The sequence below is a fragment of the Micromonospora sp. NPDC047134 genome, assembly GCF_040643455.1.
GTDB lineage: Bacteria > Actinomycetota > Actinomycetes > Mycobacteriales > Micromonosporaceae > Micromonospora.
Genome location: NZ_JBEYUI010000020.1, coordinates 65,857 through 84,009, shown reverse-complemented (window position 1 = coordinate 84,009; position 18,153 = coordinate 65,857). Strand labels below are relative to the sequence as shown.

The 18,153-nt window shown below is 71.5% G+C and carries 14 protein-coding genes; 3 read left to right on the top strand and 11 right to left on the bottom strand.

Going from position 1 to position 18,153, the window contains the following annotated elements; genetic code table 11:
- Positions 1-9 precede the first annotated feature (9 nt).
- Positions 10-741 (bottom strand): HD domain-containing protein, encoded by a 732-nt coding sequence (locus tag ABZ795_RS22365; RefSeq protein WP_357531731.1) that lies wholly within the window; start codon positions 739-741, stop codon positions 10-12.
- 333 nt (positions 742-1,074) lie between these two features.
- Between ABZ795_RS22365 and ABZ795_RS22360 the strand changes: the two genes are divergently transcribed.
- The gene (locus tag ABZ795_RS22360) at positions 1,075-2,016 is read left to right on the top strand and encodes a DUF559 domain-containing protein (protein ID WP_357531730.1); all 942 of its coding nucleotides are present in this window, start codon (positions 1,075-1,077) and stop codon (positions 2,014-2,016) included.
- 609 nt (positions 2,017-2,625) lie between these two features.
- Here the strand turns inward: ABZ795_RS22360 and ABZ795_RS22355 are convergent.
- Together ABZ795_RS22355 and ABZ795_RS22350 are read right to left on the bottom strand one after the other, a co-directional pair.
- Positions 2,626-2,913, bottom strand: a complete 288-nt coding sequence (locus ABZ795_RS22355; RefSeq protein ID WP_357531729.1) for a hypothetical protein — start codon at positions 2,911-2,913, stop codon at positions 2,626-2,628.
- A gap of 2 nt (positions 2,914-2,915) precedes the next feature.
- Positions 2,916-3,194, bottom strand: coding sequence for a DivIVA domain-containing protein (locus ABZ795_RS22350; protein WP_357531728.1), 279 nt, complete (start codon positions 3,192-3,194; stop codon positions 2,916-2,918).
- Between the two features lie 296 nt (positions 3,195-3,490).
- On the opposite strand from ABZ795_RS22350, the gene ABZ795_RS22345 reads away from it, so the two are divergent.
- The gene (locus ABZ795_RS22345; RefSeq protein WP_357531727.1) at positions 3,491-3,736 is read left to right on the top strand and encodes a winged helix-turn-helix domain-containing protein; all 246 of its coding nucleotides are present in this window, start codon (positions 3,491-3,493) and stop codon (positions 3,734-3,736) included.
- A gap of 48 nt (positions 3,737-3,784) precedes the next feature.
- On the opposite strand, the gene ABZ795_RS22340 is transcribed toward ABZ795_RS22345, so the two are convergent.
- From ABZ795_RS22340 to ABZ795_RS22305, 8 genes are all read right to left on the bottom strand, one after another.
- Positions 3,785-6,559, bottom strand: a complete 2,775-nt coding sequence (locus ABZ795_RS22340) for an AAA domain-containing protein (protein ID WP_357531726.1) — start codon at positions 6,557-6,559, stop codon at positions 3,785-3,787.
- 156 nt (positions 6,560-6,715) lie between these two features.
- Entirely contained in the window at positions 6,716-8,284 is a 1,569-nt protein-coding gene (locus ABZ795_RS22335; protein ID WP_357531725.1) for a pectate lyase, read from the bottom strand.
- 102 nt (positions 8,285-8,386) lie between these two features.
- Positions 8,387-9,775: a pectate lyase gene (locus tag ABZ795_RS22330; RefSeq protein ID WP_357531724.1), complete on the bottom strand. Its 1,389-nt coding sequence runs from the start codon at positions 9,773-9,775 to the stop codon at positions 8,387-8,389.
- A 209-nt stretch (positions 9,776-9,984) separates the two neighbouring features.
- Positions 9,985-11,220: a Gfo/Idh/MocA family oxidoreductase gene (locus ABZ795_RS22325; RefSeq protein WP_357531723.1), complete on the bottom strand. Its 1,236-nt coding sequence runs from the start codon at positions 11,218-11,220 to the stop codon at positions 9,985-9,987.
- A complete protein-coding gene (locus ABZ795_RS22320) occupies positions 11,217-12,707 on the bottom strand; it encodes a mannitol dehydrogenase family protein (protein WP_357531722.1) in 1,491 nt (496 codons plus the stop codon). Before ABZ795_RS22320 ends, ABZ795_RS22325 begins: the two co-directional genes overlap by 4 nt.
- The gene (locus ABZ795_RS22315; protein WP_357531721.1) at positions 12,698-13,999 is read right to left on the bottom strand and encodes an enolase C-terminal domain-like protein; all 1,302 of its coding nucleotides are present in this window, start codon (positions 13,997-13,999) and stop codon (positions 12,698-12,700) included. The genes ABZ795_RS22320 and ABZ795_RS22315 overlap by 10 nt, the downstream gene beginning before the upstream one ends.
- Positions 13,996-15,426 carry a glucuronate isomerase gene (gene uxaC / locus ABZ795_RS22310; protein ID WP_357531720.1) on the bottom strand — a complete coding sequence of 477 codons (1,431 nt, stop codon included), beginning with the start codon at positions 15,424-15,426 and terminating at the stop codon, positions 13,996-13,998. Before uxaC ends, ABZ795_RS22315 begins: the two co-directional genes overlap by 4 nt.
- 24 nt (positions 15,427-15,450) lie before the next feature.
- The gene (locus tag ABZ795_RS22305; RefSeq protein ID WP_357531719.1) at positions 15,451-16,779 is read right to left on the bottom strand and encodes a Gfo/Idh/MocA family oxidoreductase; all 1,329 of its coding nucleotides are present in this window, start codon (positions 16,777-16,779) and stop codon (positions 15,451-15,453) included.
- Between the two features lie 226 nt (positions 16,780-17,005).
- Here ABZ795_RS22305 and ABZ795_RS22300 point away from each other — a divergent pair, with 226 nt between their 5' ends.
- Entirely contained in the window at positions 17,006-18,136 is a 1,131-nt protein-coding gene (locus ABZ795_RS22300) for a LacI family DNA-binding transcriptional regulator (protein ID WP_327025353.1), read from the top strand.
- Positions 18,137-18,153: the final 17 nt, after the last annotated feature.

The window sequence follows — 18,153 nt, the reverse complement described above, 5'->3', positions numbered from 1 at the left end:
CACCGGCGCTCAGGCGTGCTGAGCGGGTTGGTCCAGGATGGCGCTGAACCGCTCCTCGGCCAGGTCTAGCTGGTCGAGGATGTGCCGGCGCACCGGCTCGGACAGGGGAGTGTCCGCGCGGGTGACCAGATCGCGGAAGACCGGCACCAGGGGACGGTACTTGCGCGCCAACGCCTCCACCTTCGGCCCGACCGAGTGGATGACCCCGACCCCGTTGTCGGTGAAGTCGGAGACCTTGATGACCCGGGCCCACGGCTCACCGTCGAGACTGTGCACCAGGTGCTCGCGGTACTGCTCGTTGCGGTCCCGATCCGGATCCCACGGCGGATTGCTGACCGCTGCGACCAGCCGCGCCACCCGGGCACCGAACCGGTCCGCGAGCACCGCGAGCGCCGCCGGAGTCGGATCACCCCCGGCGTACGCCGGGCCGGCCAGCTCCGCCGGATGATCCTCCACCGCGTCGTGCAGCAGCCCGGCGACGATCACCTCCACGTCACGTACCTGGTAGTGGTGCATCAACCGGATCGCGACCCGCAGCAGATGGTTGACGTACGGCTCCCGGGACCGCCGGTCGTCGCGGTGCAGCCGGCCGGCCAACTCCAACGCCTCGTCCAGCCGACCCCGGGCGTCACTGTCGAACGCCGCACACTCCAGTCGGAACCTCTCCCGCAGGCCCGGCTCCCCGTGCATCTCCGTGATGGCGTGCATCGGCATGCTGGCCAGATACGGCGGCAGATCCATCCGTCTCTTATATCCGATCACCAGCCCACCGGTCACCACCCGCCGACCCGACCGGCCGGGACCGGAGCACGTGCTCGGCTCTCCTGGCACCTCTCTCAGAGCGCATAGGATCTGCCCGGCAGCTGACCCACCCAACCGCGTCCCTGATCGTGGCAGTGCGGCTGCCCGACACGCCGATACGTGAACAGCCACACTGCCACGATCAGGAAGATGTTCGGCGCTCGCCATAGCAGGTGTTGACGGATTGTGGGGGTTGTCCACAGCGGCGTAGTTGTCCACAGGGGCGGGGTCTGTGGCTGCGGATCGCGGGGGCAGACTGGCACCGTCAGCGGCGTGGACAAGGTGTTGGCGGAGCTGGTAAGGCGCGGGAACGGGCTGGTGACCCGGTCCCTTGTCGAGCAGGTCGTGCCGGAGTGGATCCTGCAGCGGGCGTGCACCAACGGCGAACTGGTACGAGTGCTGCCCGAGGTGTTCGCGGCGGCACACCTGTTAAATGACCAGGGCCTTCCGCCGCTCAGCCGGATCGACCCGGCCCTCGGCCGCCGTGCGGTGACTGCCTGGGTACGCGGGCGCGGCGCCCTCAGCCACCTCACCGCCCTCGACGTGTGGGGACTGCGCCAACAACTGTCCGGAGACCTGCTGTACGCGAGCGCACCGGCTGGCAGCGGCCTAAGAAACTGGCCCGGAGTGCGGGTCCAACGGCGTCGGCATTTCACCCTCGACCCACCATGCACGGTGGTACGACAGGGGATGCCGGTGACCACCATCGAGCGAGCCATCGTCGACTCCTGGCCGATGCTTCCGCTGGACGACCAACGGACGCCGATGATCAGGGCGGTCAACAGTCACCTGACCACCCCCGGGCGCCTGCAGGCTGTGCTCGACGACACGGCACGGTTGGCTGGCCGGGAAGCGCTCCGTACGCTGCTGACCCGCCTTGCCGACGGCTGCCGCAGTCCGCTGGAGATCTGGGGACACGAGCGGGTCTTCACCGGTCCCGGAATGCCGACCTTCCAGCGGCAGGTGCAAATCCGGCTCGGCCTGCGCAACGTCTACCTGGACCTGTACGCCGAGCCGGAACGGGTCAACATCGAACTCGACGGGGCCACCACCCACGGCGACACCCGGCAGCGCGAGATCGACCTGCGTCGCGACGCGCAACTGGCCGCCCTCGGCATCCTGGTCGTCCGCTTCGCCCACCGTCGACTCGTGCGCGAGCCGGAGACGGTACGCCGGGAAACCCTCGCCATCCTCGCCAGTCGTCGATACAGGTAGGCGCCCGACCAGCGGTATGCGGAGGTCATGGGCTCCGCGAGGCTGCAGTTCAACGACCGGAACCCGCACATGCAGGGTGTCACCAACGCGCTTCGGCTTGCCTTGGGCCGTGCGCCAGGCACGGATCGTGCGGGTGAGCAGCTCCGATTGAATGGCGGCCAACCGCCTGCGCACATCTTTGACGCCTACGCCATGGCAAACCTCCGGCTCTGCTCGGCCACGGCCGGCGAAGAGAAGAAGTCCCTGAGCAACAGGACGATGAGCCGCAACTGCCTGCCGCACCTGACAGCAACAGTGAAGATCCTCAAGCCGACGCTCTGCATCGTGCAGGGCGTCGAGGTCTACCAGACGCTCGCCGACCTCCTGACCGCCCGGCAGCAGCTCGCCCCACAGCTGGAACGAGCACGGCTGGCGTGTGTCGACACGCTCATTGCGGCATTCACCAACCCCTCCGCCCGAGGCGTTCAGCGCTGGGCCGGCCTCACCAACTCATACCTGCATGGCACGGTCGCACCAGCACTCCGGGCGGCACACCGGGTGATGGTGGGGTTACCCGCCACGCCACGATGCGTACCCATACGGCGGGAAGAGGCTGGTGGTCGCGAGCGGTTAGCTGCTCGCGGAGCCACTGACCACACCTCGACGCGCCGGAGTGCGCACATACGACCTGCGCTGCGCCGCAAGTAGGGGAGCGGGCCGCAGGCCGGACACTTGGACGTAGATTTCGCGCTTGGCGGTGGCGTTGCCGCGCCGGTCGATGACGTAGCCGGTCAGCCAGATCCAGCCGTCGTACGCCTGACGGTCGCTGACCGAGACGACCCGCAGGGTCAGCGCCCGGTCCCCGGCGAACTGCACCGAGGCGCGCCCGTCGATCCGGAGCAGGTCGCCGGGACGCATCGCTACCGGTGGCCGTCGTTCGGTGGTCGGCATTCCCGGGCGTGCATGGTCTGCCAGTCGCGCAGCGCCCGCTTGAGCCGCTCGTTCTCCTGGGCCAGGGTGCGGAGGTGCCGGTGCAGGTCGGCCAGGTCATCGGCGACCCGGGCCTGGAACTCGCGTACCTGATCGGGGTCGACGCCACGGCGACGCGGGTCGAAGGTGCGGGTGCGTACCTCGTGCGGGGTCATCCGGGCCGGCAGCCCGGTCCCGTAGAGCTGGCCGGATCGATACACCTGGGCCACGTCGGTCCTCTCCTGCGGCGAGCAAGGTGGGTCTGGAAGGGCGGGCCGTGCGTGGCCGGCGTCCGCACGGCCCGCCCGCTCGGCCGCCGCAGCCCAGTTCGGCGGTACGACGACAGAGCAGCCTGTATGGGTCGGGACGGGCACGCGCACCCGCCCCGACCAGGGGGATGAGCCGTACTCGTTGCCACGCGAGGAGCGGCTCGAAACCAACATAACTAGGGAACACAGGGAAGTCAAAGCGCATTGTGTAGCCATTTGAGTTGTGATCGAATTCGGGTTGCCACGCGAGGAGTGACATGCCCGAATCAGCCGAGTATCTCCGCATCGCGGATGACGTGATCGCCGACGTCAGGTCGGGGCGGCTCAAGCCCGGCGACCGACTGCCGTCGATCGCGCAGACCCGCTCCGACTACAACGTCAGCTACGGCACGGTACAGCTGGCCTATGTCCGTCTCGAAGCGCTCCGGGTCATCCGGCGGCAGCAGGGCAAGGGCGTCTTCGTGACCGATCCGAATACCTGGATGCGGGAGCCGGGTGACTGACCGCTGGCGAGTCCGCGGCGGCGGTGCTGCGGGGGCCGGTCAGGTTCGCTATCTGTGAGGGTCGCGGATGTGGGCGGCCAGGTCGAGGGCGGCTCGGATCGGGTCGGCGTTCCAGTGGCTGGCGAAGGCGTCGTACAGGCGCCATCCGGCCCGGGCCAGGGTCCGTTGCCGCTCGACGTGTGCGGCCACGGAATCCGGATGGACCCCGCAGATCACCCCGACCGCCTCGGTGTCCGCCCCGACACACAGGTCGATCTGCCAGCGGCCGACGGGGTAGTCGACCCGTACCGGCAGTCCCAGCTTTTCGAGTTCGAGGGCCAGGGCTCGGGGCCATAGGTCGGAGGCGGAGGTGGCCGGGCCGGTCGGGGGTGTCGGGGGTTGTTCGGCGTAGCGCAGGTACTCGCCGATGATGCCCTCGGGGGAGCGCAGCGAGGTGACCACGGTCAGATGCTTTCTGGCCCGGGTGATCAGGACGTTGAACAGGCTGGGGTCGGCCAGGAAGCGGTGCCGGGCCGGGGGATCCTCGTCGACCAGCCCGAGTGAGGCGATCACCACGTCCGCCTCGCTGCCCTGGAAGGCGTGCACCGTCCCGGTACGCAGACCGAGCCGTTGGATCTCGTCGAGGTCGTACGCCGACAGCAGGGCCGCCTCCACCGCGTCGGCCTGGGCCCGGAACGGGCTGATCACCGCGATCCCGCCAGCCGGGGGATCGGTGGCCAGGGCCCGGACCAGGTCGAGTACGGCCTGCACCTCGGCCTGGTTGACGCCGTCGACCACGGTCGCGGCGTCGACCGTCAGCACGTCGATGGCGTCGGCCTGTTCGTTGCGCGGGTGCCGGGTGACCAGTTCCAGTCTGCCGTCGTAGAACCGTTCCCCGGAGAACCCGATCAGGTGCGGCGCGGACCGGTAGTGCTCGGCCAGCCAGGTGACCCGGGCGGCACCGGCCGCCAGGTCGTAGACGCTGGACCGTCGCACGTCGAGCCGGTCGGCCAGCCGGTCCAGTCCGTGCCGGTGCAGGGTGGCGGTCACCTCGACATCGGCGACGAAGGAGACGAACCGCAGTTGCCGGGGGTCACCGGCGACCAGGGCGTTGCGGGCGCGGGCCAGCACCGGGGCGGCCCGTACCTGGTCGATGTGGGCGGCCTCGTCCAGCACCACCAGGTCGAACATGCCGGCCACCGGTGGCAGCAGATCCTCGACGTCGGTCACCGTGCCCACCCACAGGGGCAGGGCCCGCACCAGCGCCTCGGCGTCCAGCCCGGCGAGCAGTTCCCGGCGCCGGTTGCGTCCGGCCCGCAGGGCGGTACCCAGACCGTTGGCGGCCCGCCGGGCCTGCGGGGTCCACCGCTGGGCGCTGGTGGTGTGGTGCCGCAGGGCGGTGCCGACCGCCTCGGCCAGTACGGTGTCCGCCTCCGCCAGGGACTGCCAGGCGGCGGAGAGTTCGGTGCCGCCCTGGGCGGGGAGTCGGGCCGCCGCCTGGAGGGCCTCGGCGGCCTCCACCGCCGCCTCCAGCCGATCCCGGGGCAGGTCGGGACCGGCCCCGGTCAGCCGTCGCAGCCGTCGTTCGGCGTACGACCGTCGCAGTCGTGGCCACCAGCCCGCGTCCTGGCGGCCGGTGGCCCGCAGGGCCTGCCGGATGGCGGTGAGGTCGGCGTCCGGGTCGAAGACCGGTGGCGCGTCCTGGGTCAGCGCGGGCAGCAGGGGCTGCCAGCCCGGGAGGGTGGCGGCGCGGCGCTCCTGCTCCAGGGCGGCGGTGATCCCGGCCTGGACGGTGGCGACCCGGTGCCGGGCCGCCGCCACTGCGGCGGCGTCGGTGCGCAGTTGGTCGTCGCGCACCCCACCGGCGGCGCCGTCGGCCAGGTCGGCGGCGACCGCCTCGCGTCGCTCCGCGTCTCCGAAGAGCACCGGGGGTGGGCCGGGATGCCGGCGCAGCAGGGTGCCCAGGGCCTGCGCAGCCGCCACGGACTGGGTGGCCACCAGCACGGACTTACCCCGGTCGACCGCGTCCAGGGCGGCGGCGACCAGGGCGTGACTCTTGCCGTTGCCGGGGGCGCCGGAGACCACCACGACCGCTTCGGTACGGGTGCGTCGGACCACCTCCGACTGGGTGCCGTTCAGCGGCAGCGGGGACAGCACCTCCTCGTCGTCGTGGCCGGTCTTGTCGTCGTGCTCGTCGGAGGGGCCGAGGTAGAGCCGGCTCAGGGCGGTGTCCGCCAACCCGGGACGGCCCGCCCAGTTCAGCAGGGTGTCGCGAAGCCGGCCGGCGAACACGTCCCGGGTAACGAAGATCGCCGCCGCGGCGACCCCGGTGAGGTGGGTGTCGTCGAAGCGGCGCGGCGGCCGGGGTACGACCTTCTCCACCTTCAGACCGGCCGCCTCGGCCGCTGCGGTGATCCAGGCCGCCGTGCCGGGGGCGGTCAGCCAACCCGGCCCGGCCAGCCCGGGTGCGGCCTCCAACCGGGCGGCGAGATCCCGATCCTCGATCAGCGAGGTCATCTCCAGGTCACCGGCGGGGACCACCCGGTAGCCGCCTCGGCCCCGCTCCAGCCGTACCGGTTGGGCCAGCAGCGGCAGCCGGATCCGCCGCCGTACCCCCTCGATGTCCGCCCCGCCGACCAGGAAGGCCAGGCCACGGCGCAGGATGCGTTCGTCGCGGTGCAGGGCGTCCTGCGCCGCCAGGCGGTCCAGGTGGCCGCTGTGGGGGCCGCGGTGCGGCTCCGGCAACCAGACCAGCGGCCGGTTGCCCGCGGCCACGTCGAGGACCCGCTCGGCCCCGGCCGGAGCCAGGTCGGCGAGCGCGGTGAGGATGACACCGGCGTCCATCGCCCGCACATTCTGCCGTACGCCCGGACGCCGCCGACACGCCGCAACAAGCCCGTCGGCGTGGACTCCCTGGGGGTATGAGGGTGGGGGCCGTCGGCGTCGACGGCCCCCACCGGGCTGGTGCTCGGGTGCCGGCCGGGCCGGCAGATCAGGTGACTATCCGGCGTACGTCTCGAACTCGGCGATTCGGGGGGTGCCGGAGGAACTGGTGATGTCGAAGGTGATCTTCCGCAGCGAGGTGGCCGGGAAGGAGATCACCCCGGCGGTGCTGCCGGTGGCCAGGACCGCGCCGGTGTCATGGTTGAGCAGCCGCCACGACCGGACGTTGCCGACCGCCCCGGAGGCCTCCCGGATGTTGACCCGGGAGACCCGGGTGGCGGTGTCCCACTTGATGGAGATCTGACCGGTGGACCCGGACGGCGACCAGGCGGTGCTCATGTTGCCGTCGCGTACGTCGCCGTAGCTGGTGCCGCTGGCCTTGCTGGACCCGTCGGAGCCGGCCCCGATGCTCAGGTTGGTGCCGCTGGGCTGGCTCGGGCCCGGGGTCGGGGTGGTCGGCCCGGGGGTCGGGGTGGTCGGGCCCGGAGCGGGGGTGGTCGGGCCGCTCGTCGGGTTGGTCGGGGTGCAACTGCCGTTCGAGGTACGGATGCCCTTGTTGGCGCCGGCGGTCTGCCGGACGATGTCCGGCACGCAGTTGGCCGGGTCCAGGCGGTACGAGTACGGGACGCTGACGCTGGTGTTGGAGGTCGGGTTGGGGCCGGCCGGGTTGGTGTCCCCGCCGCGGGAAGACCAGGTCACGTTGTCGAAGATGTTGCCGCTGACCTGCCAGTAGCCGGCCTGGTCGGTGTAGAAGGTGCCCAGCACGTCCTTGGCGTTCTGGAAGTAGTTGTTCTCCACCTTGGCCCGGGCCCCGGCCCGGGAGTTGATGCCGGACTCGTTGATCCGGGAGAAGTGGCTGTTGAAGATGTGCGCGACGCCGCCGCGCAGCAGGGGAGTGCGGGAGTCGATGTTCTCGTACAGGTTGTGGTGGAAGGTGACGTACCCGTTCGACAGGTCGCTCTCGCTGGACCCGATCAGACCACCCCGGCCGGAGTTGCGCAGGATGCTGTAGGACAGGGTCACGTACTGGGTGTTGTTCTTCATGTCGAACAGCCCGTCGAAGCCCTGCGACTCACCGCCCGAGGCCTCCAGGGTGACGTGGTCGACCCAGACGTTGCGGACGTCGGCCTCCATGCCGATGGCGTCACCGCCGTTGGAGGTCGGCGAGCCGGACTTCTTGACGTTCCGGACGGTCACGTTCTGGATGATGATGTTGCGGGCCTCGCGGATGTGGATGCCGATCTGGTCGAAGGTGGCGCCGTTGCCGACCCCCAGGATGGTGACGTTGCTGATCTGCTTGAGTTCGATCACGTCGGCGGCGGTGCTGCAGCTCGACCCGGAGACCTTCGTGGTGTTCCCGTGGTTGATGGTCCCCTCGACCTGGATGATGATCGGGGTGCTGCTGCTGGCCCGGTTGCACAGGGCCGCGTGGATCTGGGTGCCGGTGGTGGCGCGGACGGTCTGCCCGCCGGCCCCACCGGTGGTGCCGCCGTTGCTGCTGGCGAAGCCGGTGGCGCTGCCGACGGCCGCCGAGGCCTGCGGCGTCGTCAATGCCACGCAGACGACTGCTCCGGTGGCTGTGGCGGCAAGGGCCGCCAGGACTCGTGGCGCGAGGGTGCGTCTCATCCTCGTCTCACCTTCCTTGCTGTTGTTGGTGGTGGTGAAAGGAAGGGCCCCTTGTTAACGCCTCCGGCATAGGCGGGGCCCCCTTTTAACAGCGGGGTGCCGCTACAGCGGCAGCCGGTCGGCGCCGGCGAGCGGACCGACGACCAGCGGCACCAGGGCGGCCGGCAGCACCGGACCGTGCCGCAGGGTCGGGGTCCAACCGGCGTCCGGGGACAGGTCGGGGTCGTGTACGGCGTTGTACGCGGCCACCAGGTCGACCGGACGCGGCAGCCCACCCGCCGGGGTGACCCAGTTGCCCCGGGTGGTGATGGCGGTGCCGCTCCAGTCGTAGAGCAGGTCGGCGGCGGCGATACCGGCACCGAGGGTGAAGTGGTTGTTCTGCGCGAACACCGCGGACTGCACCCCGACACCGATGGCGTACTCGAAGCCGGCACCGGCGATCCGGTAGGCGTTGTTGTAGATGTCGACCTGGCCGAAACGCACCCGGGGCAGCCGTTGCAGGGACCCGTCGAACAGGTTGTGGTGCAGGGTGACGTTGAGCCGACCGAGGTCCGGGCCGACCGTGTTGGAGGAGCCGATCAACATCACCTTGTCCCGCCCGTCGAACCGGTTCCAGGCGACCGTGACCAGGCTGGCGGTGTGGGTGATGTCCAGCGCGCCGTCGTGCACCTGGTAGGGGCGGCCGAAGTGGACCGGTTGGGCACTGTCCGGGTTGTCGCCGTCGGTGAAGGTGTTGTGCTCGATCCAGACGTTCTCGCTGCGGCGCACCGAGACCAGGTCGTACTGGGAGTTCCAGTTGCCGGTCTCCCCGTCGGTGGGGGACCAGGCGGGGAAGCAGTCCCGGGCGTCGTCGAAGGTGATGTTGCGGACGATGACGTTGGAGACCCGGTCGATCATCAGGGTGAGGCCGGTCAGCCGCGCCCCGCGCAGCCCGATGATGGTGGTGTTGGCGCCGACGTTGATCTGGGTGTGCCGGGTCTGGTTGGTCACCGACCGCACCCGGGCGGACTCGATCGGCCCGCTCGGCGCCACCCGACCCCAGACCCCCGGATCGTACGCGGCCAGGTACGCCTCCAGCGAGTAGCCGGGGTCGGCCAGGTCCGTGCAGTTCAGCAGGGTGCCGTCGGGGCCCTCGAATCCGTCGATGGTGCCCTTGACGTACACGATCTTGGGGGTGGCGTTGCCGGCGTTGGTGGCGTTGTCGCCGCCGAGCGCGGTGATCAGCTCGGCCCGGGTGGTGACGACGTGCACCTGGTCCGCGCTCGCGGTCGAACCGCCGGTGGTGCCCGGCCCGGCGGAGGCCCAGCCGTCCCCGGCCGGCAGGGTCTGTCGGCCGAGCTGGCGGGCCAGGGGGGACAGGGCCGGGGGAGCGGAGGTCGGCGAGGGCCGGGCGGCCAGGTCGGTCCCGGCCGGGGCGTGAGCGGCGGCGGGAGCGGGGGCGGCGGTCAGGGTGAGTGTGATCAATGCCGCGTACGCGGCGACTCTGCGCATTGTTTGTCCGTTCCTTCGTCGTGTTTCTCGCTGGTAACGAAGGTTACGGATTGTGTTTGATATCGGTCAATATGCTGGATATGCAGGTTTGTTGCACTAAATGCGATCGGCCGACATTGACCCGACCTATCCTGATCGGGAAGCCGCTGGTGAACGCATTGCGTCGATCCACTCCGGATCGACGATTTGCAGTCCGGTTGCCGTACCTCCTATTCCTGGGATGTCGTTTCCGGTGCCGCCACGGCCTGCCACGGCGGCACGGCCCATGCCACACCCGACTCCGACGGTAGTTCGCCATCCTCGGCGGCCCGGCGCAGCACCGCGTTGACCCCGCGGATACGCAGCACCCGCTGCGGCCCCTCGCCGACCGGTTCCACCAGGTCCCCGCCCAGCAGGGTCGGCTCGGGTGCGGCCTGAAGCGCGGTCAGCAGCTCGGTGAAGGCGGCGGTCCGGGCCAGGGGGGCGATCAGCGGAACCCGGGGGTCGGCCCGATGGGCCAGCAGGTTCTCCAGCAGACCCCGCCGGCCGGGCACCAGGTCCGGGCCCGCCTGCCCGGGCAACCACAGGCGGTCGGTCGGGTACTCCAGGATCGCCCGGCCGCCGGTGCCGGTGACGATCACCTCGCCGGCCACGAAGTCCTCCCCGGCGAGGGTCACCGCGGCCACGATCGGTGGCCCCTCCGCCGGCCGCAGGCGCAGCACGGCGGTGTCGTCGACCTCGATCGGCCGTACCCGGTACCGCTCCACCTCGATGGTGGCCGGCTGCACCGGCTGCCCGGTGACCGCCTCGGCGACCGCCAGGCACTGCATGACCGCGTGCGCCAGGGGGTTGGCCAGGGCCCCGTCCAGCACCGGCCGACCGTCCAGCAGCCGCCGTCCGGCCCAGGGGGCCCGGGCGTAGTAGGCGTCCGGCCGTTGCCAGGCCGCGACCGTGGCGATGCCGGTGACCGTACCCAGTCGGCCGGCCGTCACCGCCTCGGTCAGTGCGGTCAGCGCCGCCGAGCCGAGGGCCTGGAACCCGACCTGGGCCACCCGGCCGGTGGCCGCCAGGAGCGTCGCCAACTCCTCATGCTCGGTGCTGCAGAGCACCGGCGGCTTCTCCAGCAGCAGGTCGGCACCGGCGGTCACCGCGTCCCGGGCGATCGGCAGGTGGGTGTGCGGCGGGGTGCAGATCACCACCACCTGGGGGGCCACCTCGGCCAGCATCTTCCGATGGTCGGTGAAGATCCGGGTACCCGCCGGCACCGGTGCGGCCGGTTCCTCCTCGATCGGCCTGGGGTCGACCAGGGCGGCCAGCCGCAGCCGCCCGGCCTCGTGCAGGGGGCCGATCACCCGCCGGTGCCAGCGACCGTGCCCGTTCGCCCCGATCAGCGCGATCCGTGGAGTGTTAAGCGGGGACCCTTCCTCTACCGCAGGCGTTAAGAAGGTGCCCTTCCTTGCACTCATGCGGCGGCGGTGAGGGTGGGGCGGACGCCGTGGCGGGTGAGGTCGGTCAGCCAGGCGGTGATGTCGGCGCGTACCTGGGGGTCGGCGGCCACCTCCGGCGGGACGACCTCGTCCAGGGCCAGCACGGCCTCGACCGCCCCGGCGGGGGTCTGCGCCGCCTCGGCCAGGGCGGTACGGATCCGGTCTGCCAGCGGGTCGTCCAGGGGCAGCGGCGAACCCTCGTCGGTGGCACCCTGGGCGAACCGGATCCAGGCGGCGATCACCAGGGTCGCCCAGCGCGCCGAGCGGCCGGCGGCCCGCAGGTCGGCGATGGTGTGCAGGATCCGCTGGGGCAGCTTCTGCGAACCGTCCATCGCCACCTGGAGGGTGCGGTGCCGGATCGCCGGGTTGCCGAACCGGGCCAGCACCTGCTCGCCGTAGTCGACCACCTCGACCCCCTCGGGCGGGGTGAAGCTGACCGCGATCTCCTCGGCGATCAGCCGCCGCAGCATGGTGTCGAGATGCGGCAGCGCCAGGGCCTCCGCGATGGTCTCGCAGCCGGCCAGGGCCCCCAGGTAGGCCGCCGCCGAGTGCACCCCGTTGAGGGTGCGCAGCTTGAGCCGCTCCCAGGGCCCGGCGTCGGCGCAGAGCACCGCCCCGGCCCGGTCCCAGGCCGGACGTCCGCCGGGGAAGTCGTCCTCGATGACCCACTGGGTGTACGGCTCGGCCGCCACCGCCGCCAGATCCTCCACCCCCAGGGCCCGCCGGGCCGCCGCCAGGGTCTGCGCCGTGCTGGCCGGGACGATCCGGTCCACCATGGTGCCCGGGAACCCTACCTGGGCCCCGACCCAGTCCAGGGCCGGTCGGGGTGCCTTCGCGTAGGTCAGGGCGTGCTGGACCAGGCCACGGAGCCGGCGGCCGTTGGCGGGCAGGTTGTCGCAGCTGACCAGGGCGATCGGCCCGGCGTCGGCGGCGGCCCGGGCCAGCAGCCCGCGCACCAGCAGACCGGGCACGGTCACCGGGGGCCGGTCCGTGGTCAGGTCGGCCACCAGGGCCGGGTCCGGGCGCAGGGTTCCTGCGGCCGGATCGAGTTGGTACGCCTTCTCGGTGACCGTCAGGGTGACCACCCGGATCGCCGGGTCGGCCAGCAGCGCCACCACCGCCTGCGGGTCGGCGGCGGCCAGCCGTACCCCGGTCAGCGCCCCGACCACCCGGGTGTGCTGGTCGGCGGCCGACAGGGTGCTGACACTGAACAGGTTGTCCTGCGCGGTCAGCACCCGCACCAGGTCGGCGTTGCGCGGCGCCACCCCGAGGATGCCCCAGTCCCCGCCGGCCAGGGCGATCGCCTGCTCGGTGTAGACCGCCTGGTGGGCCCGGTGGAAGGCGCCGAGCCCCAGGTGCAGCACCCCGGCCGGCACGCTGCCGGGCCGCACCAGTGGACGGGACCCGGCCGGCAGCCGACGCAGCGCCCCCAGGTCGAGCCGGGAGGCCCCCACGGTCACCGCCATGCCGGGCCGTCCGGGAAACCGAAGGTGGCGATCGACTCCGGGCGCATGGTGGCGCTGTAGCCCGGCTCGGTCGGCAGCAGGTACCGCCCGTCGCGGGTGCGTACCGGGTCCAGGAAGTGTTCGTGCAGGTGGTCGACGTACTCCACCATCCGCCCCTCCAGGCTGGTGCCCACCCGCAGGTAGTCGAAGATCGCCAGGTGCTGGACGTACTCGCAGAGGCCGACCCCGCCCGCGTGCGGGCAGATCGGCACCCCGAACTTGGCGGCCATCAGGATCTCGGCCAGCACCTCGTTGACCCCGGCCACCCGGCAGGCGTCGATCTGCATCACCCCGATCGCCTCGGCCTGCAACAACTGCTTGAAGATGACCTTGTTGGCGGCCACCTCGCCGGTGGCCACCCGGCACCGCCCGCCGGTCAGCTCGGTCACCGCCCGGGCGATGCGAGCGTGCCCGAGGATGTCGTCGGCGTGGGTCGGCTCCTCGATCCAGTAGGGATCCACCTCGGCCAGGGCGGTCATGTTGGTGATCGCCTCGTCGACGTCCCACACCTGGTTGGCGTCCATCATCAGCAGCGCCTCCGGGCCGATCTCCGACCGGATGATCCGGGCCCGCCGCAGGTCGTCGGCGGGCGGGCCACCGACCTTCATCTTCATCGCCCGCCACCCGGCCGCGTACGCCGCCCGGGTCAGGGCCCGCACCTTGTCGTCCGGGTAACCCAGCCAGCCCACCGAGGTGGTGTACGAGGGGAAGCCGTCGCGTTCCAGCACGGCCAGCCGGTCGGCGAGCCCGTCGCGTCCCTTGTCCAGGATGGCGGTGGCCTCGTCCGGGGTCAGCGCGTCCGTGATGTGGCCGAAGTCCACATTGGCCACCAGCTCCTCGGTGGGCAGCTCGGCCAGGTAGCGCCACATGGGTTTGCCGGCTAGCTTGGCCCGCAGGTCCCACACCGCGTTGACCAGGGCCCCGGTGGCCATGTGGATGACCCCCTTCTCCGGGCCCAGCCAGCGCAGCTGTACATCGGCGACCAGGGAGCGCCAGAAGGCCACCGGCTCGGCGGTGATCTCGGCGACCGTACGGCCGGTGACGTGGTGGGCCAGGGCCCGTACCGCCGCGCAGGTGATCTCGTTGCCCCGGCCGTTGGTGAAGGTGAACCCGGCCCCGGTCGGCCCGTCGTCGGTGCTCAGCTCGACATAGGTGGCCGAGTAGTCACCCCGGTTGATGGCGTCGGAGCCGTCGCCGCTGGCGGCGGTCGGAAACCGTACGTCGTGCACGGTGACCTCGGTGATGGTGGTCATTGTTGCCTCTCCCCGAACTTGAAGACCTGCTTCGGCAGCCGGTACGCCAGGTCGACCATGGTCTCGGCGGCCTCGTCCATCGGCAGCCGGTGCTCGGCCACCAGCCGGGCCAGGTAGCCGGCGTCGATGCGCCGGGCCACGTCGTGGCGTACCGGGATGGAACAGAAGGCGCGGGTGTCGTCGACGAACCCGGCGGTGTTGTAGAAGCCGGCCGTCTCGGTGACGGTCTCCCGGAACCGGCGCAGCACCTCGGGGGAGTCCAGGAACCACCAGGGCGCGCCGAGCAGCAGGGCGGCGTACCCGCCCGCCAGGGGAGCCAGTTCCCGGGTGAAGGTGTCCTCGTCGAGGGTGTACAGCACCACCCGCAGCCGGGGATCGTTGCCGTGCGCCTCCAGCAGCGGGGCCAGGGCGTGCACGTACTCGGTGGCCTGCGGGATGTCGCCGCCGACGTCCCGGCCGTGCCGGGCGTACAGCCACCGGTTGTGGTTGCGCACCGCACCGGGATGCAACTGCATCACCAGCCCGTCCTCCAGGGACATCCGGGCGAACTCCAGCAGCATGTGCGCGGCGAAGACCTCGGCGTCGCCCGGCTCGGCCCGGCCCCGGCGGGCCCGGTCGAACACCCTGGCGGCGCCCGCGCCGAGGTCCAGGGTCCGGGCGGTCAGGTGACCGTGGTCCGAGGAGGTGGCGCCGGCGGCGATGAACGCCGCCCGGCGGGCCCGCAGAGCGGCCAGATAGCCGGGGTACGTGCCGGTGTCCTCCCCGGTCAGCTCGCCCAGCCGGTCGATGTTGGCCGCCCAGTCCTCGAAGTCCAGGTCGACCACGTTGTCCGGGCGGAAGGTGGTGACCACCCGTCCACCCGGCCCACCCCAGCCGTCCGCGGCCAGCTTGGCGTGCCGACCCAGGTCGTCCAAGGGGGACTCGGTGGTGGCCAGCACCTCGATGTTGAACCGTTCGAACAGGGCCCGGGGTCGGAAGTCCGGCTCGGCGAGCTTGGCAGCCAGGGCGTCGTACACCTCGTCGGCGGTGGCCGGGGACAGTCGGGTGTCGACACCGAAGACCTCGGTGAAGGTCTGTTCCAGCCACAGCCGCGACGGGGTGCCCCGGAACAGGTACCAGTGCTCGGCGAAGCGACGCCAGATCCGTCGCCCGTCGGTCTCCACCGGGGTGCCGTCGCGGCTGGGAACCCCCAGCTCGGACGGGGGTACGCCCTGGCTGAGCAGCATCCGGGTCAGGTAGTGGTCGGGCACGATGAGCAGCTGCGCCGGGTCACCGAACGGCTGGTCCTCGGCCAGCAGGGCCGGGTCGACGTGCCCGTGCGGGGAGATGATGGGCAACCTTGCCACCAGCGCGTACAACTCCCGGGCCAGTGCGCGTTGGCCCGGGTCGGCGGGGAGGAGCAGGTCTGGTCGGGTCGAGGTGGGCACGGGGTGCGACTCCTGGGGTAGAGGTCAGTCGAGGGACAGCAGGTCGGCGACGCGTACCGGGGCGCCGGTGTCGAAGGACCGGTTGGCGGCCAACCCGGTGAGCAGGGCAAGCGCGCCGTCGCGGGCGGTGGCCGCGCGGTGCAGCGGGTCGGTCGCGCCGCCGAAGAGGACCTGGGTCATCCGGGCGTCCGCGCCACCGTGCCCGTGGCGGGTGTACCCGTCGACCTCGATGTGTCGTGGTGGGGACCAGAAGGGGCGGAGGGTCAGGGTGGCCGAGCCGCCCTCGGCGGCGGCCTGGTCCCCGTGCAGGGCGGCCCCCTTGAGGGCCCCGGCTGCGGCCGGGCTGACGTAGTCGCTCTCGGTGACCTCCAGTTCCAGGCGGCCCCGGCTGCCGTTGACCATCACCCGGTAGCCCTCCCAGGGGGCGTACGCGGTGAGGTGGTAGGTCATGGTGGCCCCGGTGGAGTAGGTGGCCAGCACCGCCATGTCGTCCTCGATGCTGACCCCGGGGGCGAAGACGTTGCGGTCCCGGTGGTAGCCGTCGGAGGCCTCGGCGTCCAGGTACAGCTCCCGCAGCCGGGGATGCTCGGCCAGGCGCAGGGCGAAGGGGTCGTCCTCGGCGGCGGGGCTGGCGTGGGCCCGGTCGTAGTCGCGGGCGTAGCCGTGTCGGCGGCCGTTCTCCCCGTAGAAGAACAGCCGGCCGGCCGCGTACACCTGCACGGGGGTGGCGTCCAACCACCAGTTCACCAGGTCGAAGTGGTGGCTGGCCTTGTGCACCATCAGCCCCCCGGAGCTGGCCTTGTCGCGGTGCCAGCGGCGGAAGTAGTCCGCACCGTGGCGTACGTCGAGCAGCCACTCGAAGTGCACCGAGCCGATCTCGCCGACCGCGCCCTCGGCCAGCAGTCGGCGTACCTGCTCGTGCAAGGGGTTGTAGCGGTAGTTGAAGGCGACGGTGACCCGGCGGCCGGTGCGGCGGACCGCGTCGAGGATGCGTTGGCAGCGCGCCGCGTCCGTGGTCATCGGCTTCTCGGTGACCACCTCGCAGCCGGCCTCCAGGGCGGCCACCACGTACTCGTCGTGGGTGACGTCGACCGAGGTGACCAGGACGACCTCGACCCGCTCCTTGGCCAGCATCGCGGTGAAGTCCCCGGCGTGGTACGTGGGCACCCGGGGGTGACCGAGTTCGGCCAGCCACCGGTTGTGAGCGTCCATCCGGGCCTGGTTGACGTCGGCGAAGGCGACCAGTTCGGCGGTGTCGGCGTGGTCGTGGACCAGGGCGCGGACGAACATCTCGGCGCGGGCGCCGGTGCCGACCACGGCGTAACGGGCCCGGCTGCCGGATTGCGGAGACACGAACCGATCCTCCTCGATCTCTCTGCAAACCTTTGCAGTGAAGTAATCATGCTCGATGCCTCGACGTCAACGGTGCACCGGCAACCGAAGGCATTTGCGCCAATTCATCAGCTTTAGCGACCGGTGTCGAAACCTAGCTGTAATCATCGGCCGTTGACACTGGAGCAACCGTTTGCATTAATTGGCGGCACCCGTGACCGCCGACACAGCTACGAAGGGGGCCGCAGTGCCAGTCACGATCCGGGACGTCGCACGGGCCTCCGGGGTGCACATCTCCACCGTCTCCCGCACCTTCTCGGCGCCCCACCTGGTCAACCCGGAGACCCGGGTACGGGTGCTGGCCTGCGCCGAGGACCTGGGCTACCGCCCCAACCGGGCCGCCCGGGCCCTGATCACCGGCCGTACCCACAACATCGGGCTGATCATCGCCGACATCGCCAACCCCTTCTTCCCGCCCCTGATCAAGGCGGCGGAGAGCCAGGCCCGGCACCGCGACTACCACGTCTTCGTGGCCGACACCAATGAGGACGCCGCCGCCGAGGAGGAGCTGGTCCACGCCCTGGCCAAGCAGGTCGACGGGGTGCTGCTGTGCAGCCCTCGGATGAGCAACAGCCTGATCGAGCAGCTCAGCCGGGAGGTCCCGCTGGTGGTGGTCAACCGCCAACTGTCCGGGCTGCCCTGCGTGCTGATGGATGTCGGCCAGGGGGCCCGGTCGGCCATCGAACACCTGGCCGCTCTGGGCCACCGGGAGATCGCCCTGCTCGGTGGGCCGCGGGGCTCCTGGACCAGCCGGGAGATCCGGCGGGCCGCCGGTGCGGCGGCCCGGGCGGCCGGCGCGGAACTGACCGTGCTCGGCCCCAACCCGCCGACCGAGCACGGTGGACTGGCCCAGGCGGAGCAGGTCCGCCGGGCCGGGGTCAGCGCCGTGCTCGCCTACAACGACCTGATGGCGATCGGCCTGCTGGAAGGGCTCGACGCACTCGGGGTGGCGGTGCCGCAGGAGGTGAGTGTCGTCGGGGTAGACGACATCTCACTGAGCCGGCTGACCCGCCCCAAACTGACGACGGTGGCCACCCCGACCGCGGCCGCCGGCCGGACGGCCGTCGACATGTTGCTGCAACACGACACCGACCTGCCGCGCACCGGGCGGGCCGGCGGTGTCGGAGCCACAGTCGGCGTCCGTCGTACCACCGCACAGGTAATGCTCCAGACCGAGTTGGTCATCCGCGACTCCACCGGACCGGGCCCCTACGCCGGTCGGGAACGTCCCGGTGCCACTGCCGCAGGCCCGGGCCCGCATCGCCGTGCGGACCCGGGCGGCCCGAAAGTGGCCGCCGGTGACGTCGTCGCCTCCTAACGCCAAGGAGTGAGCGC